The sequence below is a fragment of the Paraburkholderia hospita genome (assembly GCF_002902965.1).
In the GTDB taxonomy this organism is placed as follows: Bacteria; Pseudomonadota; Gammaproteobacteria; order Burkholderiales; family Burkholderiaceae; genus Paraburkholderia; species Paraburkholderia hospita.
Map to the genome: position 1 here is coordinate 97742 of NZ_CP026105.1, position 24982 is coordinate 122723.

At 63.6% G+C, this 24982-nt stretch carries 22 protein-coding genes; 2 read left to right on the top strand and 20 right to left on the bottom strand.

The genetic code is table 11. The annotated features are described in order from the left end of the window. Window positions 1–8: 8 nt before the first annotated feature. From C2L64_RS00445 to C2L64_RS00530, 18 genes are all read right to left on the bottom strand, one after another. A complete protein-coding gene (locus tag C2L64_RS00445; protein ID WP_090834857.1) occupies window positions 9–338 on the bottom strand; it encodes a transcriptional regulator in 330 nt (109 codons plus the stop codon). A gap of 197 nt (window positions 339–535) precedes the next feature. Next, complete coding sequence (locus tag C2L64_RS00450) at window positions 536–1564, bottom strand: XdhC family protein (protein ID WP_090834858.1); 1029 nt, start codon at window positions 1562–1564, stop codon at window positions 536–538. Further along, the gene (locus tag C2L64_RS00455; RefSeq protein WP_090834859.1) at window positions 1537–2118 is read right to left on the bottom strand and encodes a CoxG family protein; all 582 of its coding nucleotides are present in this window, start codon (window positions 2116–2118) and stop codon (window positions 1537–1539) included. Before C2L64_RS00455 ends, C2L64_RS00450 begins: the two co-directional genes overlap by 28 nt. Beyond that, window positions 2109–3350, bottom strand: a complete 1242-nt coding sequence (locus C2L64_RS00460; protein WP_090834860.1) for a vWA domain-containing protein — start codon at window positions 3348–3350, stop codon at window positions 2109–2111. Before C2L64_RS00460 ends, C2L64_RS00455 begins: the two co-directional genes overlap by 10 nt. 5 nt (window positions 3351–3355) lie before the next feature. After that, a complete protein-coding gene (locus C2L64_RS00465; protein WP_086916802.1) occupies window positions 3356–4243 on the bottom strand; it encodes an AAA family ATPase in 888 nt (295 codons plus the stop codon). Window positions 4244–4365: 122 nt separating this feature from the next. Then, window positions 4366–5163: an FAD binding domain-containing protein gene (locus tag C2L64_RS00470; protein ID WP_086916803.1), complete on the bottom strand. Its 798-nt coding sequence runs from the start codon at window positions 5161–5163 to the stop codon at window positions 4366–4368. A gap of 12 nt (window positions 5164–5175) precedes the next feature. Further along, window positions 5176–7563, bottom strand: coding sequence for a xanthine dehydrogenase family protein molybdopterin-binding subunit (locus C2L64_RS00475; RefSeq protein ID WP_024162612.1), 2388 nt, complete (start codon window positions 7561–7563; stop codon window positions 5176–5178). Window positions 7564–7573: 10 nt separating this feature from the next. Further along, window positions 7574–8074, bottom strand: a complete 501-nt coding sequence (locus C2L64_RS00480) for a (2Fe-2S)-binding protein (RefSeq protein WP_079483996.1) — start codon at window positions 8072–8074, stop codon at window positions 7574–7576. Window positions 8075–9047: 973 nt separating this feature from the next. Continuing rightward, window positions 9048–10445: an amino acid permease gene (locus C2L64_RS00485; RefSeq protein ID WP_090834861.1), complete on the bottom strand. Its 1398-nt coding sequence runs from the start codon at window positions 10443–10445 to the stop codon at window positions 9048–9050. A gap of 139 nt (window positions 10446–10584) precedes the next feature. After that, window positions 10585–11241 carry a response regulator transcription factor RqpR gene (rqpR, locus tag C2L64_RS00490; RefSeq protein ID WP_090834862.1) on the bottom strand — a complete coding sequence of 219 codons (657 nt, stop codon included), beginning with the start codon at window positions 11239–11241 and terminating at the stop codon, window positions 10585–10587. Window positions 11242–11293: 52 nt separating this feature from the next. Continuing rightward, a complete protein-coding gene (locus C2L64_RS00495) occupies window positions 11294–12181 on the bottom strand; it encodes a sensor histidine kinase (protein WP_090834863.1) in 888 nt (295 codons plus the stop codon). Window positions 12182–12695: 514 nt separating this feature from the next. Beyond that, entirely contained in the window at window positions 12696–13466 is a 771-nt protein-coding gene (locus C2L64_RS00500) for a ferredoxin--NADP reductase (protein WP_007582137.1), read from the bottom strand. Between the two features lie 523 nt (window positions 13467–13989). After that, window positions 13990–14631: a LysE family translocator gene (locus C2L64_RS00505; protein WP_007582138.1), complete on the bottom strand. Its 642-nt coding sequence runs from the start codon at window positions 14629–14631 to the stop codon at window positions 13990–13992. Window positions 14632–14746: 115 nt separating this feature from the next. Beyond that, on the bottom strand, window positions 14747–15727 hold the full coding sequence (locus C2L64_RS00510) for an ABC transporter permease (protein ID WP_090834864.1): 981 nt from the start codon (window positions 15725–15727) through the stop codon (window positions 14747–14749). A gap of 22 nt (window positions 15728–15749) precedes the next feature. Continuing rightward, complete coding sequence (locus tag C2L64_RS00515) at window positions 15750–16757, bottom strand: ABC transporter permease (RefSeq protein ID WP_086918792.1); 1008 nt, start codon at window positions 16755–16757, stop codon at window positions 15750–15752. Then, window positions 16747–18312, bottom strand: coding sequence for a sugar ABC transporter ATP-binding protein (locus C2L64_RS00520; protein ID WP_176133766.1), 1566 nt, complete (start codon window positions 18310–18312; stop codon window positions 16747–16749). Before C2L64_RS00520 ends, C2L64_RS00515 begins: the two co-directional genes overlap by 11 nt. Window positions 18313–18819: 507 nt before the next feature. Beyond that, entirely contained in the window at window positions 18820–19824 is a 1005-nt protein-coding gene (locus tag C2L64_RS00525; protein ID WP_090834866.1) for an ABC transporter substrate-binding protein, read from the bottom strand. Window positions 19825–19931: 107 nt separating this feature from the next. After that, complete coding sequence (locus tag C2L64_RS00530) at window positions 19932–20984, bottom strand: LacI family DNA-binding transcriptional regulator (RefSeq protein ID WP_042313029.1); 1053 nt, start codon at window positions 20982–20984, stop codon at window positions 19932–19934. Window positions 20985–21291: 307 nt separating this feature from the next. Between C2L64_RS00530 and C2L64_RS00535 the strand changes: the two genes are divergently transcribed. After that, entirely contained in the window at window positions 21292–22281 is a 990-nt protein-coding gene (locus C2L64_RS00535; protein WP_244144478.1) for an aldose 1-epimerase, read from the top strand. A gap of 13 nt (window positions 22282–22294) precedes the next feature. On the opposite strand, the gene C2L64_RS00540 is transcribed toward C2L64_RS00535, so the two are convergent. Together C2L64_RS00540 and C2L64_RS00545 are read right to left on the bottom strand one after the other, a co-directional pair. Next, window positions 22295–23092 carry an endonuclease/exonuclease/phosphatase family protein gene (locus tag C2L64_RS00540; RefSeq protein ID WP_007582145.1) on the bottom strand — a complete coding sequence of 266 codons (798 nt, stop codon included), beginning with the start codon at window positions 23090–23092 and terminating at the stop codon, window positions 22295–22297. 28 nt (window positions 23093–23120) lie between these two features. Beyond that, entirely contained in the window at window positions 23121–23627 is a 507-nt protein-coding gene (locus C2L64_RS00545; RefSeq protein WP_007582146.1) for a hypothetical protein, read from the bottom strand. A gap of 321 nt (window positions 23628–23948) precedes the next feature. Here C2L64_RS00545 and C2L64_RS00550 point away from each other — a divergent pair, with 321 nt between their 5' ends. Further along, on the top strand, window positions 23949–24926 hold the full coding sequence (locus C2L64_RS00550) for an AAA family ATPase (protein ID WP_007582147.1): 978 nt from the start codon (window positions 23949–23951) through the stop codon (window positions 24924–24926). Window positions 24927–24982 lie beyond the last annotated feature (56 nt).

Consider the following 24982-nt stretch of genomic DNA (forward strand, 5'->3'; position numbering starts at 1 on the left):
GTGCCCCGTCAGTCGTCGTAATCGGGCTCTCTGATTTGCGCGAAGCTGGCGATATTCACATCGCCTTCTTCAAACCGGGCGGTGATCTCCAGCTTGCCGCCCAAAGCCTGAATACTGTCGCGCAACGCCGAAATGTAGATGTCCGTCTGCTGTTCGAGCACAGCGACGCCACCCCGTCCGACCTTAAGCCGTTTTGCCAGCGCCACACGGGACAAACTGCACGCGTACCTCACGTTATGCTGCGGCATTTCGGCTCTGAGTTTCTGAGCTAGCGCTTCAGAGCGCGCTCGCGACTCAGGCGACATCATCGCGCGCAGCTCCTCGAAATTTCTTGCCAACGGATTTCCTCCTGATATTTTGTTTTACTGGGATTTTTAAAGCGTCGTTATGCTAATTATTTTGAACGGCGATAAATCTATCGGTTAGCAAACATATCGTCAAGCCGTGAGCGATATCTCAAAACACGTTGGTCAACAGAATCGGGGAATCCGAACGCGAACCGTGCCTAAGATCGCGTTCGAATGCATAAGAAAAGCTACTCCGGAATACTACAAGCCGCTCCCCCACTAGCCGCAATCTCACGCGCCGCCTTGGCGCCTTCGACCTGCAGCAGCGTCGGCAGCGACACGCCATTCTTGGCCGCCGTCACTTCGGCAAGAATCGACACAGCGATCTCAGGCGGCGTTCTGCTGCCGATATAAATCCCAACCGGCCCATGCAGCCGCGCGAGTTCCGTCTCGGTGAGATCGAACTCCTTGAGCCTTTCGCGCCGCGCCGCGTTATTGCGCCGCGAGCCCAACGCGCCGACGTAAAACGCAGGCGTTTTCAACGCTTCCATCAGCGCAAGATCATCGAGCTTCGGATCATGTGTGAGCGCGATCACGGCGCAGCGCTCATCGAGCTTCATATCGAGCACGGTATCGTCGGGCATCGTACGAACGACCTTGGTGCCCGGCACGTCCCATTCATCCGTGTACTCTTCGCGCGGATCGCACACTGTCACTTGATAGTCGAGCCCGACCGCGATATTGCACAGATAACGCGACAGTTGCCCAGCCCCGATCACCAGCATCCGATAACGCGGGCCATGTATCGTCAGCAGACGCGTGTCGTTGAAGTCCACGCCATCCGTTGCTTGCGCGGGACCCAAACGCGCGACACCCGTTTCCATATCGAGCGTGCGCGCGACGAGCCGTCCGTCTTCAACGGCATCGCACAGTTCAGCGATGCCGCTCGCCTCCGTCAAAGGCTCCAGCACAAGCTGAATGGTCCCGCCGCACGGCAAACCGAAGCGATGCGCCTCTTCGGCTGAAATGCCGTACTTCACCGCTTCAGGCTTCGTCTGCTCGATTCCGCGCTGACGCACGCGATCGATCAGATCGTCTTCGATACAGCCGCCCGACACCGAACCCACCACCGCGCCATCTTCGCGCACGACGAGCATCGCGCCCTCGGGACGCGGCGACGAGCCCCACGTCTTCACGACCGTCACGAGTAGCGCGCGATGTCCCTGTTCGAGCCAGCGCGCGCTGGACTTCAGGACTTCGAGATCCACGCTGTCCATGATTTCTTCCTCTTCGGTTCTTCGCCACTGCCGTCGGCGGCGGCTTCGCCGTCATCGACAGGACTAGCAGTGTCGCCTGAAACCCCCGATTCTGCCTGCACATCGCCACTGCCGCCCGTCAATTGCTCGCCGAAGCGCCTGAAAAACTCACCCGCGAGCTTGCGCGCCGCGCCGTCGACGAGCCGCGAGCCGATCTGCGCGAGCTTGCCGCCGACTTGCGCAGTCGCCGTGTAGGTGAGCGTCGTCGCTTCGTCGCCGTCGGGTTCGAGCGTCACATGCGTTTGCCCTTTACCGAAGCCAGCCGCGCCGCCCTGGCCTTCGAACACGATCGTATACGTGTGAGGCGCGTCGATATTGGTGAGTTCCATGCGGCCCTTGAAGCGCGCCTTCACCGGTCCGACGGCCGCGCTCAACGCGACGGCGTACGCGTTCTCGCCGTCCGGTTCGATGCTGTCGCAGCCGGGAATCGACGCGCGCAAAATCTCCATGTCGTTGAGCGCTTCCCATGCGCGCTGCTGCGGCACGAGTAGCGTGTAGGTTTCGGTCAGCTCCATGACGTCGCTCCTTCAGATATCGCGGCGCGCGCGGCATCGCGGGACACGCGCGTCAATTGCGCGAGATCGCGGCCGAACGCAGCCAGGCTGTCGAGATTGTGAACTGGCTTGTGCGCATCGACGAACGGCAGCATCGCCTGTACGCCGCGCGCCTTCGGCGAGAACTCGCGGTAACGCAACAACGGATTGAGCCACACGATGCGATGCGCGAAGCGGCGCAGGCGGGCCATTTCGGTTTCGAGCACGTCGATGGCTTCGTGATCGAGGCCATCGGTGACGAGCAGCACGGTCGCCCTGCCTGTCAGCACTCGGCGTGCCCAACGGCGGTTGAATTCGGCGAGCGCCGCGCCGATGCGGGTGCCGCCCGACCAGTCGACCACCTGATCCGCGAGCGCAGCAATCGCGACATCGGGATCGCGTTCTTTTAGCGCACGCGTCGCATTGGTGAGGCGCGTGCCGAACAGAAACACCTGCAGGCGTTCGCGCGATTGCAGCAGCGCATGGCAGAAGTACAGCACGGCACGCGAATAGCTGCTCATCGACCCGGAAATATCGAGCAGCAGCACGAGCGGCGGCTTGCGCGCGACCACCGCGCGATACTTCCACACGGTCCAGTCGCCGCCCGCGCGCACGGCATGTCGCGCGCTCGCGCGCAGATCCGCATGCGTGCCGCGCGACGCCGCTTTCAGCCGGCGCGTCGGCTCCATCGCGAGCGGCAGGCGCTGCGCGCGAATCAGGTGACGCAGCGTGCGCCATTCGTCTGCGGTAAGCGTGTCGAAATCGCGATGACGCAGACGCTCTTCGGCGCTGAACGTCACGTGCGCGTGCAGTTGGTGGCGGTCCTTGTCGGCGGCTTGCTCGGTTTGCTTGCGCTGCTTCGCGTGATGCACGGCGAGCGCGTCGGCGAGCCGGTTGTTGCGCTTCGGCGGCGGGATGCCGCTCGTCACCTTCGGCAGAAGCAGCGCGCGCAGCTTGCCTTCCCAATCGGGATCGCGCCAGAAGAGATCGAACGCGGCGTTGAAGAGGTCGCGCTCGTCGGGCGCGCACAACAGCAACGCGGCGAGCGCCGCGCGCACGTCGTCGCGCCGGTCGAGATCGATCCAGCGCAATGCTTCTAGCGCATCGACGGCCTGTGCGGGCGACATCGGCAAGCCCGCGCCGCGCAACAACCGCACGAAGTGCACGACGTTGCGTGCGAGCGTCGCGGTGTTGGGATCGCTGACGGGCATCATCGACGCTACTCCGCCGCCGCAAGACATTGGCGAATCTGTTCGGCGTCGAATCGCGCGAGGTCGTCCTGATACTTGAGCAGCACGCCGAGCGTGTCGTGGACCGATTGCGGATCGAGTTCGGTGACGGTGAGCGCAGCGAGCGCGCGGCACCAGTCGATCGTCTCCGCGATACCCGGCGCCTTGAACAGATCCATGCCGCGCAGCCGATGCACGAAATCGACGGCACGGCGTTGCAGCGCTTCGCCCGTCTCGGGCGCGCGCGCCGCGACGATCGCCAGCTCGCGTTCGCGGTCGGGGTAACCGATCCACTGATACAAACAGCGGCGCTTCAACGCGTCGTGCACTTCGCGCGTGCGATTCGACGTCATCACGACGAGTGGTGGATGCTCGGCGCGCACCGTGCCGTATTCGGGAATGGACACCTGAAAATCCGACAGCAGTTCGAGCAGGAACGCCTCGAACGGCTCGTCGGCGCGGTCGATCTCATCGATCAGCAGCACGCGCCGCGCGCCGGGATGATGCTCATCTGGCATGAGTGCCTGCAGCAGCGGGCGCTTCAACAGGAATTCGCTGCGATACAGCGTGCTGCTGTCGGGCTTCTCGCCGGCCGCTTCGGCGAGCCGCAGCGCCATGATCTGCCGCGGATAGTCCCACTCGTACAGCGCGCTCGCCGTATCGAGCCCTTCATAGCATTGCAGCCGCAGCATCGACGTGCCAAGCATGCCCGCCGCTGCCTTGGCCAATTCCGTCTTGCCGACACCCGGCTCGCCTTCGACGAACAGCGGCCGTTCCATGCGCAGCGCGAGAAAGAGCGCGGTCGCCAGCTCGCGGCTCGCGAAGTAGCCTTGCGTGCCGAGCTGGGCGAGGGTGTCGTCGATTGAAGCGGGCTGCATGGTCCTCCCTGGCACTTCGGCTTGCATCGCTCGAACACTGAAGAAGCTGGACAAACCCGATAAACGAAATGGCCCGGACGCGCCGGGCCTCGGGTGCTCAAACGCGCCGCACGCCGCGTCCGCTAGCCGTTTGCGGCTCGCACCGCGCGCGCCGTCAGCACGGGTATCAGGTGAGCGCGATATTCGGCGCTCGCGTGCATGTCGGTGTTGAGGTCGTCCGGTGCGATCGTCACGCCGCGCGCGGCAGCTTCCGTGAAGTTCGCGGCGAGCGCGTTCTCCATGTCTGTCGCGCGAAACACCGACGACGCCGCGCCCGTGATCGCGACGCGCACACCGTTGGCCGTCTTCGCGACGAACACGCCCGTCAACGCAAAGTGCGACGCCGGATTCCTGAACTTCTCGTACGCGGCTTTCTCCGGCACCGGAAACTCGACGGCGACGATCAGTTCGTCGGGCTGCAACGCGGTTTCATACATACCGACGAAGAAATCCGTCGCTGAAATGCGTCGCCGGTCGGTGACGACCGTTCCATCGAGGCCGAGCACGGCGGCAGGATAATCCGCCGCGGGATCGTTGTTCGCGATCGATCCGCCGATCGTGCCGAGCGAGCGCACTTGCCGGTCGCCGATATGCCCCGCGAGAAACGCGAGCACCGGCAACACGCGCTGCACATCCGCGTGACTCGCCACGTCCGCATGGCAGACGGCCGCGCCGACCGTCACTTTGGTCGGCTCGACGCGAATCTCCTTCAACTGCGGAATGCGCGTGATGTCGATCAGCTTCGATGGCTGCGCGAGACGCAGGCGCATCGTCGGCAACAGGCTTTGTCCGCCCGCCAGATACTTTGCCTCGCTGTCGGCGCTCAGGCCGGACACGGCGCTCTTCGGATCGGCTGCACGTTGATAGTCGAATGAATACATGTCGGCCTCCGCTCAGGGACGTGAGTTTTGTGCAGCGTGAATCGCGGACCACACGCGATGCGGCGTGGCCGGCATCTGCAGGTCCGTGACGCCGAGCGGCGCGAGCGCGTCGATGATCGCGTTGATCACGGCAGGCGGCGAGCCGATCGCGCCCGCTTCGCCGCAGCCCTTCACGCCGAGCGGATTGTGCGTGCACGGCGTGCCTTTCGCGGTTTCGACGGTGAACGACGGCAGATCGGACGCGTGCGGCATCGCATAGTCCATGTACGAACCGGACAGCAGCTGGCCGGTGTCCTTGTCGTACACGCAGCGCTCCAGCATTGCCTGGCCGATACCCTGGCCAAGACCACCGTGCACCTGTCCTTCGACGATCATCGGATTGATCACGTTGCCGAAGTCGTCGACGGCCGTGAAGCGCTGGATGCGCGTCTCGCCCGTATCGACGTCCACTTCGACTTCGCAGATATACGCGCCCGCCGGATAAGTGAAGTTGGTCGGATCGTAGAACGCGCTTTCGTCGAGACCCGGCTCGAGCTTGTCGAGCGGATAGTTGTGCGGCACGTAGGCGGCGAGCGACACGTCGGCGAAGGTTTTCGTGCGGTCGGTGCCGGCGACGCGGAACGTGCCGTCCTTGAACTCGATGTCATCCGCCGATGCTTCGAGCAGATGCGCCGCGATCTTCTTCGCTTTCGATTCGATCTTGTCGAGCGCCTTCATGATGGCCGAGCCGCCGACTGCGATCGAACGCGAGCCATACGTGCCCATGCCGAACGGAATCCGCCCGGTGTCGCCGTGCACGATATCGATGTTGTCGATCGGCACGCCTAGGCGGTCGGACACGACCTGCGCGAACGTGGTCTCGTGGCCCTGGCCGTGACTGTGCGAGCCGGTGAAGACGGTGACGGAGCCCGTCGGATGCACGCGCACTTCGCCCGCTTCGAACAGTCCCGCGCGCGCGCCGAGCGCGCCCGCGATGTTCGACGGCGCGAGACCGCACGCTTCGATGTAGCACGAGTAGCCGAGTCCGCGACGCTTGCCGTTCTTCTCCGATTCCTGCCTGCGGGCGGCGAAGCCTTTGACGTCCGCGAGTTCCATCGCGCGGTCCAGACACGGTTCGTAGTCGCCCGTGTCGTACGTGAGGCCGACGGGCGTCGCGTACGGGAACGAGCGGATGAAGTTGCGGCGGCGGATTTCAGCGGGGTCTATGTTCATGTCGCGAGCCGCCGTTTCGACGAGGCGCTCGACTACGTACGTCGCCTCGGGACGGCCGGCGCCGCGATATGCATCGACAGGCACCGTGTTCGTGAAGACCGCTTTCACTTCGGCGTAGATCGCGGGTGTTGCGTACTGGCCGGCGAGCAGCGTCGCGTACAGGATGGTCGGCACGCTGGAGGCGAAGGTCGACAGATACGCGCCCATGTTCGCGATCGTGTGCACGCGCATCGCGAGGAACTTGCCGTCGGCGTCCATCGCCAGTTCGGCTTTCGTCACGTGATCGCGGCCGTGTGCGTCCGATAGAAACGCCTCGGAACGTTCGGCCGTCCACTTCACCGGACGGCGAATTTTCTTCGACGCCCACGTCAGCGCGACGTCTTCCGCGTACAGGAAAATCTTCGAGCCGAAGCCGCCGCCGACATCGGGCGCGATCACGCGCACTTTCGATTCCGGCAGCGACAGCACGAATGCCGCCATCAACAGCCGTTCGACGTGCGGATTCTGATTCGCCACATACACGGTGTAGCTGTCGTCCTGCGGCGCGTAGCTGGCGTTGACGGCGCGCGGCTCGATCGCGTTCGGGATGAGGCGGTTGTTGACGATATCGAGCGTCGTCACGTGATGCGCCTTGGCGAACGCGGCATCCGTGGCCGCCTTGTCGCCGTGGCCCCACGTGTAGCAGGTGTTGTCGGGCACTTCGTCGTGGACGGCGGGCTGGCCGGCATCGGACGCGTGCGTGGTGTCGATCACGGCGGGCAGTTCGGCGTAATCGACTTCGATCAGTTCGGCGGCATCTTTTGCGGCTTTCACCGAATCGGCGATCACGAGCGCGACCTGGTCGCCGACGTGGCGCACTTTCGTATGCGCAATCACGGGATGCGGCGGCTCGTGCATCGGTTTGCCGTCGATGCTGTGGATCAACCAGCCGCACGGCAACCCGCCGACGTTTTCAGCGGTGAGATCCGCGCCGGTAAAAATCGCGACGACGCCGGGCGACTGCTTCGCGGCGGTGGTGTCGATACGTGTGATGCGTGCGTGCGCGTGGGGCGAGCGCAGGAATACGGCGTAGGTCTGACCGGGCAGGACGATGTCGTCGGTGTACTGGCCGTTGCCGGTGAGGAAGCGATAGTCTTCCTTGCGCCTGACGGGCATGCCCACCATGCGGTGCGAATCGGGTGCGTTCATGGAGGGCTCCTCAGGCGGTCGTGGCGGCTTTCGAAGACGCGTCGGCTTGCATGCCGGCAGCGCCCTGAACGACGGCCTTGACGATGTTGTGGTAGCCCGTACAGCGGCACAGGTTGCCGTCGAGCTGACGGCGCACTTCGTCTTCCGTGAGGTTCGGATTAGTCGCAACCAGCGCGGTCGCGCTCATCACCATGCCTGGCGTGCAGAAGCCGCACTGCAGGCCGTGGCATTCGCGGAAAGCGGCCTGCATCGGATGCAGTTCGCCGTTTTTCGACAGCCCTTCGATCGTGGTGATTTCCTGGTCTTCTGCCTGCACGGCGAGCATGTTGCAGGATTTGATCGCGCGGCCGTTCAGATGAACCGTGCACGCGCCGCATTGCGCGGTATCGCAGCCGACGTGCGTTCCTGTCAGCCGCAATTGTTCTCGTAGAAACTGGACAAGCAGGGTGTGCGGCTCGACGTTCGCGGTAACGGGTGAACCGTTCACCGTCAGACTGATGCTGATCGCCATGAACTGTCTCCTAGGGGACGCTCTTGTATTGAGCCCCGGGTGGGGTGAGACCGGCTCGGGCCCGTTGTTCACTTGCTACCGCCTGCCTGCTGGAGGGTCCGGTACGGTTGGGGTGCTTTTTTGCTTTGTTTTTGTTGTTTGTGACGAAAAGTAAAACACAAAAAGCGGGAGGCGGCTATTGGGGAACTGTGCCTCCGGCGGTTTTTGGTTTGGTTTTGGCTTTCGTTTTCTGCTGCGCTGCCAGTTCGGTGTGTTTGTCTTTGCGCTGGCATCCGCGCTATGGTGTTTGCCGTTCACGCGTTGCCCCTGTGCGGGGCGGCACCTACTTTTCTTTGCCGCCGCAAAGAAAAGTAGGCAAAAGAAAGCGGCTAACACCGCCAGCGCTTGACGTTTGCCCACGGGCCCCCAACGTCCCCACGCTTCGCACGGTAGCGCGCTTGCACAGGTTCGTTGCCAACGCATCGTTTAAACGCCTCACCCACTTCAAACACCCGTACATGGGCTCGCGCCAGCGAACGACTACTGCCGCCCAGGTGGCAAACTGTGTGTAGGTTGTCGCGGCGTACAGGTTAGCGCTCTTGCAGGGTGGAACGCGTGCGCTATTGGTCCGAAGTGAGGCGTGGGGAGCACCTAGGGCCTACGCACAGTTTGCCACCTGGGCGGCGGTGGAATATCTGGCGCGGCATGCTGCAGCGCGGGTAAGTGAAGCGGGTGAGGCGCTCATTTAGAGCGCTGGCAACGAACGTGGGTCACGTGATTGCCGTGTGAAGCGTAAGAACCGTTGAGGGCCCTCAGGCAGGAAGAAGAATTAGCGGTGTTAGCCGCTTTCTTTTGCCTACTTTTCTTTGCGGCGGCAAAGAAAAGTAGGTGCCGCCCCGCACAGGGGCGACGCATGAAGCACGAAGGCAAATCGCGGATGCCCGCGAAAGGCGCAGCGAACCAAACAAAACCCAGCCGCGCCGCGAAAAAAACTTTAACGCCCGCCGTGTGCGAGTTTGGAATGCCTCCGCGAGTACCCAAAATAAACAACCATCCCAACCAGAAGCCAAATCACAAACGCAATCCACGTAACCTTGCTGAGATTCAGCATCAAAAACAGACAGGAAGCAACAGCAAGCACAGGCACAACCGGCACGCCAGGGCAGCGGAAAGCCCTTGGCAAATCAGGATGCGTGCGCCGCAGCACGAGCACAGCGATGGACACCATCGAAAACGCCGCCAACGTGCCGATATTGATCAGCTCAGCGAGCACATTCAAAGGCACGAGCGCGCCAATCAGCCCAAACACGATCCCAACAATCCACGTAGTAACAAACGGCGTAGCAAACCGCGGATGCACCTTCGACAGCGCCGCAGGCAACAACCCATCGCGCGACATCGCAAAGATCACCCGCGTCTGGCCGTAGGCCATCACAAGAATCACGGTCAACATGCCAAGCACCGCACCGAGATCGATAAAACCGGCAACCCAGTTCTGCCCAGCAACCTGCAACGCATACGAAACCGGATGCGAAATATTCGCGAACTGTGCCGACGGCACGATCCCCGTCACGACGGCGGCCACCGCGACATACAGCACCGCACAAACGCCGAGCGACGCAATGATCCCAATCGGCAGATCGCGCTTCGGATCCTTGACCTCTTCGGCCGCTGACGACACCGAATCAAAGCCAATAAACGCAAAGAACATCACAGCCGCCGCGCCGAACACCCCGCCGATGCCGTTCGGCATAAACGGATGCCAGTTCTCCGGCTTCACATGAAACACACCGACGGCAATCACCAGCAACACCACGGTCACCTTGATCGCAACCATCAGATTGTTCACGCGCGTCGATTCGCGCACGCCGACAGAAAGCAGCGTCGTAATCGCCATCATCACGAGAAACGCGGGCAAGTTGAACAGTGTCTCGTGGCCAGGCAACGCGCCGGGCGCGGCCGTCAGCGCGACGGGCAGCGCAACGCCGAAGCCCGACAGCAGCGATTGCAGATAACCCGACCAGCCGACCGACACCGCCGAAGTGGCAAGCCCATACTCGAGCATCAAATCCCAGCCGATGATCCACGCGGCCAGTTCGCCGAGCGTCGCGTACGAATACGTGTAGATCGAACCGGCGACGGGGATCGTCGAGGCGAATTCCGCATATGCGAGCGCCGCGAAGCCGCACGCGACGGCGGCGATCAGGAACGCCAGCATCAGCGCCGGGCCGGCTTGCACCGCGCCCGTACCCGTCAGCACGAAGATGCCGGTGCCGATGATGGCGCCGACGCCGAGAAAGGTGAGATCGAGCGCGCCGAGCGCTTTCTTCAGGCCGGCAGCCTGCGCGCCGGCGATCATGTGCTCGACGTTCTTTTTGCGAAAGAGGGACATTTGGCGGGGTCTCCTGTGAAGCACGCGTGTGGGCGCGCCCAATGTCGGGAAAACCCGCAATTTTAGCGGAATCGGGCCGGATAGCCCTTCATGGTGCACAAATGGAGTGCGCCGTGAGCGCGCCTGGCGGCCTCAAGCCTCAGGCCGCCATCACCGGATTCAGGTCGACGAGGCGATTGCTCATCACGTAGAAGGTCAGCTCGGCGTTGTTGCGCAGCTTCATTTTCTCGAGCAGCCGCGTGCGGTAGACGCTCACCGTCTTCACCGACAGCGACAGCGCGTTCGCGATATCCGTCAGCCGCTTGCCCGACGCGAGCATGCACAGCGTCTGGTACTCGCGATCGGAGAGCTTCTCGTGCGGCAACTGCTCGCCGTCGAACGAAACGTAATCGGCGAGCGCTTCCGCCATCGCCGGGCTCACGTACTTGCGGCCCGCTGCGACCTGCTGGATCGCGGCGATCATCTGCGTGGCGTCGACGGTCTTCGACAGATAGCCGGCCGCGCCGGCCTTCAGCGCACGCACCGCGTACTGGTCCTCGCGATACATCGAAAACATCAGCACGGGAACGCGCGGCAGCTTGCGCTTCAAACGCTTGAGCACCTCGACGCCGTTCATGTCCGGCAGCGAGATGTCGAGCAGGATCACGTCGTACACATGCTTCGACGCTTCCATGAGCACCTCGGTACCCGTCTGCGCCTCGGCGACGTCGTCGGCGACGCCGCGGTCGAGCAGCAGCTGCCGCACGCCCTGTCGAACGATGGCGTGGTCCTCGGCAATCAGAATGCGCAGGCTCATAACGGGAAGTCAGTGTTCACAAACAGCAGGTTACAAGCGGGCCACAAGCGGTTCACAAGCGGATCGCGGTGCGTCGCGCGCGCGGCGCATTGCCCATTAAGGCTTTCCACTCGAAGCGCGCTTGCACGGTCGTGCCGCGCGCCTGACCGACGGATGCAGCGACGCGCAATTCGCCGTCGAACGCGTTGCAGCGCGCGCGCATGCCCGCCAGCCCGAACTGGCGCTCGTCCTGTCCCGCGTGCGCAGGAATGCCGACGCCGTCGTCGCTGACGACGATGCTCAGATGCTGCGCGGTGGTTTCGATGCGCATGTCGGCGCCCGATGCGCGCGCGTGCTTGGCGACGTTGTTCAGCGCCTCTTGGGCGACGCGGAACACAGCCAGCGATGCATCGGCGGACAGGCGCGTGAGGCGGGCGTCGGCGGCGCACACGAAGCTCATGCGCAGGCCGGTGCGCGCGGCGAAGCTGTTGGTCCAGTGCGACAGCGCGCAGACGATGCCCTTGTCGAGCGTCGGTGAGTGCAGATCGCCGACAGCCTGTTGCGCCGCTTCAGTAACGGCGTCGAGCGAGCGCTGCGCGGTGGCGAGGGCGGTGGTGCATTGGGGCGGGGCATCGGCGGGCAGCCAGGTCTCGACGCCCGCGAGCGCGAAGCGCGCGGCCGTCAGTTCGGCGCCAAGGCTGTCGTGCAGTTCCTGCGCGACATGGCGGCGCGTGGCTTCCTGCGTGCGCGTCAGCTCGGATGCCAGCTCGCGTACCCGCGCCTGCAGACGCGCGAGTTCGTCGCTGGATGCCATTCGCGCTGCGGCGTCCGCAGTGGCGCCATTTGCCATCGCGGCTTTGCTGGAACGGCGGCGGGCAGACGCATTGGATGCGCGCGTGGCATCGCTCGCGCGGCCAGCCGCGCCGTGCACATGCATCGGCACCACGATCGACGAATCCATGGTCCCGCTCACGAAACGGATCGGCCGGCGCCACAGCGACGCATCGGCAGCATATAGACGGAAGAACGCATGCGAACCCTGACCCCCAGATATGTCCGTCGCAGGAACTATCTCGACGGAAAAACGCTACGTCGGGACGTAACGAAATTTACATTCTGTAACAAATAAAAGACAGTATTGTTAATAGTCTGTCAAATGCTGCTGCGCTGCGATCATATCTCAAAAAAAGAAAAAATGCCCGTCCATCTTGGCTTGCAGCGCAAAGTTCACGCAATAGTCGAAGTAAACGCCACAGCTTATGTCGGACAAATTCCTACATGGAAGGTTATTCGTTAACCATCGACTTTGTAACCTGATGTCTGACTGAATATGTGCACGCTTAGCCATGATCCGCCAACCGTTCTACGCAGCCCGGCGCGCCAAAAGAAAAACCGGAGCGCGAAGGCTCCGGTTTTCGGGTGCTGCGGCTCGCGCGCGCGTCGTGGACGCGGCACCAGCGTTTGTGTGGCGAGTCTTAGCCGACGAACGCCTTTTCGACGACGTAGTGGCCAGGATTGTTGTTGCTGCCTTCCTGGAAGCCCAGGCTGTCGAGCAGTTCACGCGTGTCGCGCAGCATGTGCGGGCTGCCGCAGAGCATCACGCGGTCGTTTTCGAGCGAGAAGTGCGGCAGGTCGAGATCGTCGAAGAGTTTCTTCGTTTCGATCAGGTCCGTGATGCGGCCGCGGTTCGCGAACTGCTCGCGCGTGACGGTCGGGTAATACACCAGCTTTTCCTGGATCAACTCGCCGATGTGCTCGTGCGCCGGCAGGTGGTCCGTGATGTATTCCTTGTATGCCAGTTCGTCGACGAAACGGCACGTGTGCGTCAGCACGACGCGCTCGTAGCGGTCATAGACGTCCGGGTCCTTGATGATCGACATGAAGGGCGCGAGGCCCGTGCCAGTGGACAGCAGCCACAGCGTCTTGCCGGGCAGCAGGTTGTCGGCCATCAGCGTGCCCGTCGGCTTCTTGCCGATCAGGACCTGGTCGCCAACCTTCAGATGCTGGAGGCGCGACGTCAGCGGGCCGTCCTGCACCTTGATGCTCAGGAATTCGAGGTTCTCTTCGTAGTTGGCGCTAGCCATGCTGTACGCACGGATCAGCGGCTTGCCGTCGACTTCGAGGCCGACCATCGTGAACTGGCCATTTTCGAAGCGGAACGACGCATCGCGCGTGCAGGTGAAGCTGAAAAGCGTATCGGTCCAGTGGTGGACGCTCAGGACGGTTTGTGGATTCAGGTTGCTCATGGCTTCTTCGATGGTGCGAAATCAAGGTCGGCCACATAAAAGCGGGGCCGGCACGGCAAAGGCAATGCACCGTCCCGCGCCGGAAGCGACCCGGGAATGATGCGCAATCCGCTATTTTACCGCGTTCCGCGCCGGGCATTGCCGCAGCGGGTTGGGCGGTGAATGTGGTCTGTCAAGCTGGTTATCAAGCGCCGGCGCGGCTGTCGTCCGGTTTCGCCGGAACGGCTAACTGCGGCGCGGCATGGGTGTACTGCTGGGGTGTGCGGCGCTGGGTCTGTGCCCGGTCGACCCGAACGGGGACCCCGTACGGGTGTCGCCCGTTGGGTCTTGCCCGTTCGCGACGGGCGTCGGGCCGTTGCCGCTTGACCGGCTTTCGCCCGTCAATCATCGGGTGATGGCAGCCGTTCAACGAAAACAGGCGCTGGTAAGCGCTATTTCGGGATAATACCGGAAACCTATCGCGCGCTGCAGCATTGACCCTTCTCGCGAAGCTGGAAAACTTCGCCGGAGACGGCGTCCGCGCTCAGCTTTCGGCGGCGAGTTTGGCGCCCAGGCCGACGAGCAGCGCGCCGCACACGCCGTCGATCGGCCGGCGCAGGCGTCGATAGCCGCGTTGCGTGCGCTCCGTCGCGAACATCAGCGCGACGCTGCCGTACCAGCCCACCGACATCATCCCGATCATCGCGAGCGCCACGCCGTAGAACCACAGCGGCGGGTGCGCCGGAAACAGTGTCGCGAAGATACTGGTCCAGAACGCGCAGGATTTCGGGTTCGTCAGACACGTGAGCATGCCCGTGCGCCATGCGCGGAAATGCGCGCCGCGGTCGTTGGCGGGCGGCGTTTCGACGTTCACGACGATGGCCTCGCCGCGTTTCGTGCTCGAGCGCACGAGCTTGATGCCGAACCACACCAGATAGATCGCGCCCGCGATGCGAATGCCGTTGTACAGCCAGTCGATGCGTTGCAGCACGGTCGCGAAGCCGAGCATCGCGAGCGAGGCCCAGATTGTCGATCCTGTGCCGACGCCCAGCGCCGACGCCGCGCCCAGCCCGCGCCGTCCGGCCAGCGACAGTTGCGTGATCATGAAGAAGTTGGGACCGGGACTGACCAGCGCGATCAGATAGACGAGGGCGATTTGCAGCAGGATCGGCAGGTAATGATGCATGGCGACGATTTGCCGCGCTGGGCGGCGGCGCGTTGAGCGGGAAGAGGGCGAAAACGCGATCTTACTCCGGCTCGCCCCGGTTCAACCGCCAGTCAGGCAATGGCGCGACGCACGCTCAACCCGCCGTTTGCCCCGCACCCGCGCCCGTCTCCGTGCGCTTGTGCCCGCGCTGCTTGAGCACGCGCGCCTGCAGCACGATCACCAGCAGCAGGAACACGCCACGTATCACCGACTGCCAGTACGCCGACAGACTGATGAACCCAAGCCCGTTCTCGAAGTTCAGCAGATTGAAGACGAGCCCGAGCAGCAGCACGCCCGCGATCGTCATCGCGATCGAGCCTTCGCCGCCCGTCAGCAGCGTGCCGCCGAGCACCACGGCCGAAATAGCAAACAACTCCCAGCCGACGCCTTCGTTCGGCTGCCCCGCGCCGAACTGCGCGGCGAGGATCACGCCCGCCAACCCCGCCAGCAATCCGCTCACGGCATACACGGCGACCAGCGTGCGGTTCACGTTCAGCCCCATCAGACGCGCCGCTTCCTCGCTGCCGCCGATCGCCAGCGAATGCCGGCCGAAGCGCGTGCTGCGCAGCGCGAGCCAGCCCGCGACGGCGGCGACGAGCGCGACGAGGCCGGGAATCGGCAGGCCGAACAGATCGCCCTGACCGAAGTTCGCGAAGTTCGTATCGGACGAAATCGACACGGCGTCGTTTCTGCCGAGTAGCAGCCCGAGGCCGTGCGCGCCAAGGCTCGTCGCGAGCGTCGTGATGAACGGCAGGATTTTCAGCCGCGTGATGATGATGCCGTTGAGCACACCGACCAGCAGGCCCGCGCCCGCGCCCGCGAACACGGCGACCCAGCCGCCGTACGGACTCGCCAGCGCCGCCACGACACTCGACATCGCCGCGACCGTGCCGACCGACAGATCGATGCCGCCCGTGATGATGACGAACGCCATGCCGACGGAGATCAGCGCGAACATCGAGTTGTAGCGCCAGAAGGAAGTGATGTTGTACTCGGACGCGAAATGCTCGTAGCGCACGAGTCCGAGCACGATCAGCGCGCCGAGCGCGATCAGGATGGGCAGGTTCTTTTTCATCGGATCGTCTTTTGCAAAGCGTTTAGCGCGAACGCCGCTGCACGTATACAGCCGCGATGATGATGCCCGCCTTGACGACGAGCGCGGCGGCATCGGGAATGCCGTGAGCAAGCAGCGTGTAGCGCAGCAACTGGATGATCAGCGCGCCGATCAGCGTCCCGCCGATATACGCCTTGCCGCCCGTCAACGCCGTGCCGCCGACGGCGACGGCCGCAATCGCATCGAGTTCGATGCCGAGCCCGACGACGTTCGCATCCGATGATGAATTCACCGAAATCGAAATCAGCCCCGCGAGGCCGGATAGCGCCGCGCACAGCGTGTATGCGAGCATCTTCACGCGCGCGGTCGGCACGCCGCTCAAATACGCGGACTTTTCGTTGCCGCCCGTGACGAGGAGATACTGGCCGAACAGCGTCTTCTTCACGACCCACGCGAAGAACGCGACAAGCGCGAACATCAGCAGCACCTGGAACGGAACGCCCGCCACCTTGCCGAGCGCGATCCACTGGAACGCGGGGTTGTTGAACGCCTGCAGGCTGCCGTCGGTGACGACCTGCGCGATGCCGCGCCCGGCGATGAACAGCACGAGCGTCGCGACAATCGGCTGGACGGCGAGCCTCGTCACGAGAAAGCCGTTGAACACGCCGCACACGGCGGCGGCGAGAACGGGCAGCACGAACGCGAGCGCGATGCCGAGTGGCCCGGCAATGTGCATGAACAGCATCGGCGCGAGCGCGCCCGCAATCGCCATCGACGCGCCCACCGACAAATCAATGCCGCCCGTCGCGACGACCAGCGTCATGCCGATCCCGACGATCACGATCGTCACGACCTGCGTCAGATTGACGTTGAAGGTTTGCAGCGACCAGAAATGCTGCGTGAAAAGCAGGTTGAAGACGAGCATCGCCAGCAGCACGACGATCTCGCGCTGGATCGTGATGCGGCGCTTCTTCTTCACCGTCGACGCATCGGGCGCGGGTTTCGCCGAAGCGAGCGGCGCGCCGTCGTTGCGCAGCGACTCATGAGCCATGACGGTCGCCCTCCAGTGCATCGTCGATATGCGCGGACTGCGCCGCTTCCACCAGTTGCGAGGTGCCCGCGCTGCCATAGGCAATCGCGTCCATGATCGCGGATTCGCTCATTTGCGCGCCATCCAGTTCGGCGACCGTGCGGCCGTCGCGGATCACCACGGCGCGATCGGCCACGGCCGTCAGTTCTTCGAGTTCGGAAGCGGATAGCAGCACCGCCATGCCTTCGTCGCGCAGCTCGCGCACGATCTTCGCGACATCCGCCTTTGCACCGACATCGATGCCGCGTGTCGGCTCGTCGAGCAACAGCAGCGATGGCTGCGCGGCGAGCCAGCGCGCGAGCAGCACCTTCTGCTGATTGCCGCCCGATAATTCGCGGATCGGCTGATCGGGCGAGCGCAGCTTGATGCCGAGCGACGCAATAAAGCGATCGACGATCGCCTGCTGCTGCTTCACATCGACGATGCCGTGCTTCGACAGCGTGCGCAGGCAGACGAGGGTGAGGTTGTCGCGCACCGACAGGTCCGGCACGATGCCTTCGGCCTTGCGGTCTTCCGTGAGATACGCGAGTCCGCGCGCGATCGCTTCCTGCGGCGACTTCAGCGCGACGTCCTTGCCGTTGATCGACAACGTGCCGCGCTCGGCCGGGTCGGCGCCGAACAGCAGGCGCATCGTTTCCGTGCGGCCCGAGCCGAGCAGGCCCGCGAGGCCGACGGCTTCGCCCGCGTGCACGTCGAGCGACACGTCGCTCACCTTTGGATGCGCGGACAGATTGCGCGCCGAGATAGCCACGCTGCCGCGTCGCGCGAGATTCGCCTCGCGCGCGGCGCTGTCATCCTGCACGACGGCGGCGAGCGTGCGGCCGAGCATCGTCGTGACGAGCTGGCGCTTGTCGATATCCTTCATTGCGCTTTGCGCGACGGTCTGGCCGTCGCGCATCACCGTCACGCGGTCGCACAGCGCATACAGTTCGTCGAGCCGATGCGACACGAAGATCACCGCGCGACCGTCGTCGCGCAGCTTGCGCACGACGGTAAACAGCAGTTCGACTTCGCGCTCGTCGAGCGATGAAGTCGATTCGTCCATGATGACCATCTTCGCGTCCGACGACACGGCGCGCGCGAGCGCAACCATCTGCTGAATCGCCGTCGAATAGCTGCCTGCGGGCTTCTTCACGTCGATCTGCAAGCCAAACGATTCGAGCAGCGCGGACGCGCGCCGCTGCACTTCGCGCCAGTCGATCAGACCGAAGCGGCACGGCTCGCGGCCCAGAAAAATGTTCTCGGCCACCGAGCGGAACGGCACCAGGTTGATCTCCTGGTAGATCGTGCTGATGCCTGCTTCGCGCGCTTCCTTCGGTGTGCGGAAATCGATCTCGCGGCCCTCGAAGCGCACGCTGCCACCCGAGCGCCGATAGGCGCCCGTGAGGATCTTGATCATCGTCGATTTGCCCGCGCCGTTCTGGCCGATCAACGCGTGCACTTCGCCCGCGGCGACGCTGAGATTCGCGCCGCGCAACGCGGGCACGCCGCCGAACGAAATGTCGATGCCCTGCATGTCGAGCAGGGTCGCGCGTGAGGACGGCGGCGGCGGATGAGCGCCGGGGGCCGCGTCGGAAGGCGCGTGGGATTGCGTCACGTGTGTCTCCTTTGTCGACCAGCGTTAGCGCTTTAGCGCTTACGCTGGTCCCATGCAACGCGGTCGACCAGCGTTAGCGCTTTAGCGCTTACGCTGGTCCCATGCAGCGCGGTCGACCAGCGTTGGCGCTTTAGCGCCTTATGCTGGTCCCATGCTGCATCGCTTGCGATGCAGCGCGGCCCGTGGCTATCGCAACGGCCGGCGCGAGAATTACATACTGTCGGTCAGTTCGCGAAGTCGATGGTACGCCCGACAAAGCGAAGCGACGTCCCGTGGAACGCGAACGCGCGCGCCACGGACACGTCGCCTCGAACCTTCCCGTCAGCCGGGCACGAATGCCCGATGAAGCCCAGATCGTCGGCCGTGCTGCGCGCGCCTCGCTGCGTGAAAACCGAGACGCGCCGGCCGGGTTACATCAACGAACGCTCAATAGCCGTACTGCATGCTTTCCTGCACGTTGCCCTTGTCGTAGAAGCGGTCCGACACCTTGACCCACGTCGGCACCTTCTCGCCCTTCGCGAACTTCTGCGCGACGTCGCATGCGAGAGGGCCAAAGAACGGGCTCGACTGCACGCTCGCGCCAAGCTCGCCGGCAGCAATCGCATCGAGGCCGCCCTTCGTGCCGTCGATCGTGACGATCTGGATATCCTTGCCCGGCTGCTTGCCTGCCGCCTTGATCGCGGCGATCGCGCCGAGCGCCATTTCGTCGTTGTGCGCGTAGACGGCCGTGACATCAGGATGCGCCTGCAGCAGCGTTTCCATCACCTGACGGCCCTTGTCGCGCGCGAAGTCGCCGCTTTGCGACGCGATGATCGACATGCCCGGATTCTTCGCGATCACTTCGTCAAAGCTCTTCTTGCGGTCGTTCGCGGCGGAAGCGCCCGTCGTGCCTTCGAGTTCGATGATCTTCGCCTTGCCGCCCGTCGCCTTGATGAGCCAGTCGGCTGCGCGGTGGCCCTGGTCGATGAAGTCCGAACCGATGAACGTGATGTAGTCGCGGCCCGCTTTCGCCACCGATTGATCGACGTTGCGGTCGACGAGAATCACGGGAATACCCGCCTTCTTCGCCTGCAACACGACGGGCGCGAGCGGCTTCTCTTCACGCGGCGGGAACACGAGCAGATCGACGTGCTGCGCGATCATGCTCTGGATGTCGGAGACCTGCTTCGAGTTGGACCCGTTGGCATCCGTCATCACCATCTGCCAGCCACACTTGGCGGCGATGTCCTTGAAGCTCTGGGTTTCGGCGAGACGCCACGGGTTGTTGCTCTCCGTCTGCGCGAAGCCCACTTTCAGCGGTTTCTTGGTGGGGATTTTCGGCAGATCGTCAGCCTGCGCCGATGCCATGCCAAATCCCAAGGTGATTGCCAGCAATGCTGCGGCAAGCGGCTGAAGCCGTTGCCCGCGCGAATCCCGATTGTGCGACGCCATGTCTTCCTCCAGTACCAGTTGGTGTGTTTTGCTTTTGTGCTTCAACTGCCGCCGGCACGTCGGTGGTGACCGGACGTGCCGATTATTCCATCGCGAATTATTATTGGTCAATCACTAATAATATTAATTACAGCGCGTTTTGCCTCGGTAATTTCCCTGACTGACCCACGTTCGATCAACGGCCCGTCGAGTTTCACCATCCGGTGACGCACGGGCGCGCCCGCTGCCTGGTTGTGCACTTCCTGAAGCAGCGTATCGACGGCCCAGCGCCCCAGTTCGTAGTTCGGCAGCACGACGGTCGACAGCGGCGGATGCGTGTGGCGCGCGATTTCCTGATCGTCGTAACCGAGCACCGAGACGTCGTCGGGCACGCGGTAGCCGAGCTGCTTGAGCGCCTCGATCGCGCCGAGCGCCATCAGGTCGTTCGCGCAGAAGATCGCGGTCGGCGGATTAGGCTCGCGCATCAGCGACAGCGTGTGCTCGAAGCCCGTGCCCGAACTCCAGTCGCCGTCGCGGACCATCTCGGGCGCGAACGGCAGGTCGGCGGTGGCGAGCGCGGTGCGGTAGCCCTTCAGGCGGTCTTTCGCCGCGTCCTGCCAGTGTTCGCCGTTGATGTAGCCGATCCGCCGGTGTCCCGCGCGCAGCAGGTATTCGGTTGCGACGTGGCCGCCCGCGACTTCAGCGGGAACGATCGACGACTGGCCGCCCTCGCTCGTGTAGCAGTTCAGCAGCACGGTTGGCACGCGCGCGAGTGCGGCGGGCAGCGTCACCTTGCGGGTGTAGACGGTCGCGTAGACCACGCCGAACACGGTCGGGCTCGCGAGAGCCGCGTCGAGCACCTGCTGCTCGATGTCGGCGTTGCCGTGCGTCGAGTAGACGGCGAGCAGCTTGCCGTTCGCGTAGGCGGCATCGCGCGCGCCGTCGATGTTTACGACGGGGTGCGGACTGGTCGAGATTTCGTCGGCGAGATAGATGATCAGATTGCGCTCGCCGGACGACGGCGGCAGCGGTTCACGCGGGGTGAGGCGATAGCCGAGATCCTGCGCAGTTTTCAGCACCTTGTTGCGGGTCGCTTCGGAAAATTTGGCGCCGGTCGCGTTGTTCAGGACGAGAGAAACAGTCGATTGCGACACGCCGGTGAGCTTGGCGATATCGGTCATCGTCGGGCGGCGCTGAGTCGATTTTTTCATTGATCTGGCCGCGCAACGGCGGCTCGTTGACGGTGAATGCCGCAGGCATCGTTGCACTGACGGTACCACTAATAATATGCGCTGGACAACACACGCAAACCCCGCTTTTTTACTGGGCCACGATGGCCTCTGGCGGCGGACTTTTGTCGGTATTATTACTAATAATATTGACCGGAGAATTCAGCCGTGCGATTCTCGCTCGCGCGGGCCGCTTCGGCGCATGGCATCGAACGCGCGCCCGACGACGTCGCAACCGCCCACGCCCATTCAAACGACTATGCGCGAAGCTTCCATCCATCCGTCCGCAGCTGATCCCGCCACCGATCTGCGTATCGACGACCCGTCGCTCGTCGTGTTGTCCAGCGGCGATACGACGCTCGTGGTCGCGCCGGAGGTCGGCGGATCGATTGCCGCTTATTTCGACGTGGTGCGGGAGCACACGTCGCAGCGCGTGCTGCACTGGTTGCGTCCGGCGACGCGCGTGGCGCTCGCCGCTTGCGATCCGCTGCGGATGGCGAGCTTCCCGCTCTTTCCGTATTGCAACCGCATCCGCGACGCGCGCTTCGAGTTCGACGGACACACGATCGATCTCGGCGGCGACGGAAACGGCTATGCACATGCGCTTCATGGCCACGCGTGGCGCAGGCCGTGGCGCGTCGGCGCGCGCACGGCTTCATCCGTCGAACTGCATTTCGAGCATGTGCCTGATAGCGAAAAGCGCGGCGATTGGCCGTTTCACTATCGCGCGAGCCAGCGTATCGAATTGCTGGGCGATGCGTTACACGTGACGCTCGCCGCGCAGAACCTGTCGGAAGGCACGATGCCGTTCGGCATGGGCCATCACCCGTACTATCCGCGCACGTCGAACACGGTGATTACCGCGCATGTGGATGAAATGTGGCACGCCGACGCGCATGTGTTGCCGACGCATCTCGGCCCGCATGGCGCCGTCGATGCGCTCATGCGCGGCATGAGCGCCGACGCGTTCGATCTCGACAACAACTTCAGCGGCTGGACGCGCAGCGCGACGATTGCATGGCCGGACGAAGCGCGCAGCGTGACGATGACCGCCGATGCGCCGTTCGATCATCTGGTGGTGTTCGCGCCCGCGAACGATGTGCAGTTGTGCGTCGAGCCCGTCACGAATACGACCGACTGCTTCAACGCTAACGAAGACGATGGCGCACGCGAGCGTTCAGGCTACCGCGTGCTCCAGCCCGGCGAAGCGATCAGCGCCGGGCTCAACTGGAAACCGCAGCGCGACTGACGTCAACGCGCGTTCAGTCGACGCGCAGTCGCGCCATATACGGCAGGTGATCCGATAGCCACGCCGTTTCTTGCGCCGGCTGGATCCATTCGACTGGCTTCATTCCGCGGACGAACATCTTGTCGAGCGCAAGCGCAGGCGAGAACGCCGGAAACGTGCGTCCCGGCTCACCGAGCAGCGTCGCGACTTCTTCGAGGCCATGCTCACGAAAGAGCGGCACGGAATCGTTGCGCCAGTCATTGAAGTCGCCGGCGAGCACGAGCGGACCGTCGGGCGCTTCCTTCGAAATCCAGTGCGCAATCCAGTTCATCTGACGTAGCCGCGCCTGGCGCGTGAGCGCGAGATGCGCGCACAGCAGCGTCACCGCGTGACCGCCGAACGTCGCGCGCGCGACGAGCAGGCCGCGCCGCTCGAAGCGGTGCGCGGAAATGTCCCAGCGTCCGCCGAGATCGAGCGGATGCGGCGACAGGATCGCATTGCCATGCCGCCACGACGGTTTGAATACGTTCGGTCCTAGGGCGATCTGCAACTGCAACGAGTCGGCGATTTCGGTCGCCTGGCAATGCCATACGTCGTCGTCGACGTCGCCCAGGCGCGCGCCAAACGAGCTGGCCAGCACTGGGCCGGGCATCCGCCGCGCCATCGCTTCCTGCAGGAAATACGCGTCGGCATGAACGGATTGCACCCAGCGCTGCATCGCCTGCCATGCCTGGAAGCCGAGTGGCGAGCGGCCCTTGTGCAGGTTCCAGCTCACGGCGATGAAATCTTTCCTGTCGAGGTTTTCGCGTATCAGTTCTTCGGGGTTTCGCATGCCGCGTTATCCACGTCTTTCGTTAAGTTCACGGGTTGTTTGCGACGCTTGCACGCAATCGATATACGAGATTCGGGTCCTTGTCGACGATCGTCCATGACGTCCAGTCGCCGGGTGGCACTTTCAGCCCCGGATGGCTCGCGCTCACCTGACGCGGCTGCGGCGGCAGCTTGCAGCCGGTGCTCGTGGTACGCGTGGACGGTTCTTCGAGCGTTTCCTGCGTGTCGATCAGGAACGTGACGCCGCTCGCATCCGCCTGGGTCGGCGAAATGGTCAGCGTGCGCGCGAGATCGATGCTGCCCGCCGGCACGTCCTTGCAACCGACGCTGTTTTGCACCACGTGATGATGCGTATCCGTGCGCGCCTGGCCGACGGTCGTGTTGCCGTCGAACGAATCGATCTGCTGACCGTCGCGCATCACCTGCAGTTCCCACTTGACGACGGACGGCGCGCTGCGCGGCTGCGTCTGGGCCATCGTGCCCTGCGCCATCAACGTGGTGCCGAACACGGCGGCAACGAGGCTGGTTTTCCACATGAACAAAGAGTCTCCGGAATCGCTGCGTTTCGCTAAAGCGTGCGGCATCCGCGCGTTCTTTCTGCGACCGCCGACCATCTTACGCTTTATCGGGATAACGGTTTTCTGACACCCGATCTGGAACCAAGGTTCAGCGCGCGGCGGTTACATTGCATTGCAGATAGGGGCGCGGATGTGACGATTCAAGCAATTGCCTCGCCCGACATGTGCGGTTAGCAGCAGACCCGCATGACTGCTGGCTTGCATGCCATTTCGGCGTCGTTACACTGAAATTGAAGCGGCGTCGGGGACGCTGCCGTGCAAGCACGACGGGGTGAAGCGATGACAACGGCCATGGTGAAACAGGAAATCGCAGTTGCATCGTTCAGCAAGGTCTATGACCTCGATCAGGTCGAGACGGCGCTGAACGAACTCAGCGAAGGCGCCAGCGACGCACTGCGTTCCACATACGAAAAGATGCTGAAGGTCGGCAACCTGCGCTTTTGCGTGAAGCCGAACCGGATGCCGTCCATCGACGATCTGATTGGCTCGCTGCCCAACTTCACCGAGCCGCTCGACGACATCCGCAAGCAGGTCGCGCTGTGCCTCGAAACGGACGACCGCCTCGAACTGATGCCGATCCTGCTGCTCGGCGATCCCGGCATCGGCAAGACGCATTTCGCGAAGCAACTGTCGCGGATGCTCGGCACCGCGTATCACTATGTCGCGATGAGTTCGTTGACGGCGGGCTGGATTCTGTCGGGCGCGTCGTCGCAATGGAAAAACGCGAAGCCGGGCAAGGTGTTCGATGCGCTCGTGCATGGCAGCTATGCAAACCCCGTGATCGCCGTCGACGAAATCGACAAGGCAACGGGCGACTCGCAATACGACCCGCTCGGCGCGCTGTACGCGCTGCTCGAACACGATACCGCGCAGACGTTTATCGACGAGTTCGCGGAGATTCCGATCAACGCGGGCCATGTGATCTGGATCGCGACTGCGAATGACGAACGCGCGATTCCTGAGCCGATCCTGAACCGGATGAACGTCTACGAGATTCCGCCGCCGGACCGCGACGGCTCACGGCGCATCGCGCAGTCGATCTACAACGAAATCCGCTCGGCGCACGGCTGGGGCCAGCGGTTTCCGGCGCAACTCGGCGGCGCGGCGCTCGACGCGCTGGCGCATGCGTCGCCGCGTGAAATGCGGCGCGCGATCCTGAACGGTTTCGGCTCGGCGCGCATCGCGAGTCGCGACCATATCGGCGCCGACGACATTCGCCTTGACTACAATTCGCGCCGCAAACCGATCGGTTTCTAGCGTCATTCACGTCATTTATGCGAACAGGCCGTGCCCGCGCGGCCTGTTCATTGTTC

Coding starts and splice junctions, on each gene's coding strand:
- C2L64_RS00450 (WP_090834858.1), bottom strand. CDS start 1,564: ATGGACAGCGTGGATCTCGAAGTCCTGAAGTCCAGCGCGCGCTGGCTC.
- C2L64_RS00475 (WP_024162612.1), bottom strand. CDS start 7,563: ATGAACGCACCCGATTCGCACCGCATGGTGGGCATGCCCGTCAGGCGC.
- C2L64_RS00540 (WP_007582145.1), bottom strand. CDS start 23,092: ATGCGAAACCCCGAAGAACTGATACGCGAAAACCTCGACAGGAAAGAT.
- C2L64_RS00480 (WP_079483996.1), bottom strand. CDS start 8,074: ATGGCGATCAGCATCAGTCTGACGGTGAACGGTTCACCCGTTACCGCG.
- C2L64_RS00455 (WP_090834859.1), bottom strand. CDS start 2,118: ATGGAGCTGACCGAAACCTACACGCTACTCGTGCCGCAGCAGCGCGCA.
- C2L64_RS00470 (WP_086916803.1), bottom strand. CDS start 5,163: ATGTATTCATTCGACTATCAACGTGCAGCCGATCCGAAGAGCGCCGTG.
- C2L64_RS00535 (WP_244144478.1), top strand. CDS start 21,292: ATGCGCGAAGCTTCCATCCATCCGTCCGCAGCTGATCCCGCCACCGAT.
- C2L64_RS00515 (WP_086918792.1), bottom strand. CDS start 16,757: ATGGCTCATGAGTCGCTGCGCAACGACGGCGCGCCGCTCGCTTCGGCG.
- rqpR (WP_090834862.1), bottom strand. CDS start 11,241: ATGAGCCTGCGCATTCTGATTGCCGAGGACCACGCCATCGTTCGACAG.
- C2L64_RS00505 (WP_007582138.1), bottom strand. CDS start 14,631: ATGCATCATTACCTGCCGATCCTGCTGCAAATCGCCCTCGTCTATCTG.
- C2L64_RS00500 (WP_007582137.1), bottom strand. CDS start 13,466: ATGAGCAACCTGAATCCACAAACCGTCCTGAGCGTCCACCACTGGACC.
- C2L64_RS00525 (WP_090834866.1), bottom strand. CDS start 19,824: ATGGCGTCGCACAATCGGGATTCGCGCGGGCAACGGCTTCAGCCGCTT.
- C2L64_RS00550 (WP_007582147.1), top strand. CDS start 23,949: ATGACAACGGCCATGGTGAAACAGGAAATCGCAGTTGCATCGTTCAGC.
- C2L64_RS00520 (WP_176133766.1), bottom strand. CDS start 18,312: ATGCAGGGCATCGACATTTCGTTCGGCGGCGTGCCCGCGTTGCGCGGC.
- C2L64_RS00495 (WP_090834863.1), bottom strand. CDS start 12,181: ATGGATTCGTCGATCGTGGTGCCGATGCATGTGCACGGCGCGGCTGGC.
- C2L64_RS00460 (WP_090834860.1), bottom strand. CDS start 3,350: ATGATGCCCGTCAGCGATCCCAACACCGCGACGCTCGCACGCAACGTC.
- C2L64_RS00485 (WP_090834861.1), bottom strand. CDS start 10,445: ATGTCCCTCTTTCGCAAAAAGAACGTCGAGCACATGATCGCCGGCGCG.
- C2L64_RS00465 (WP_086916802.1), bottom strand. CDS start 4,243: ATGCAGCCCGCTTCAATCGACGACACCCTCGCCCAGCTCGGCACGCAA.
- C2L64_RS00510 (WP_090834864.1), bottom strand. CDS start 15,727: ATGAAAAAGAACCTGCCCATCCTGATCGCGCTCGGCGCGCTGATCGTG.
- C2L64_RS00545 (WP_007582146.1), bottom strand. CDS start 23,627: ATGTGGAAAACCAGCCTCGTTGCCGCCGTGTTCGGCACCACGTTGATG.
- C2L64_RS00530 (WP_042313029.1), bottom strand. CDS start 20,984: ATGACCGATATCGCCAAGCTCACCGGCGTGTCGCAATCGACTGTTTCT.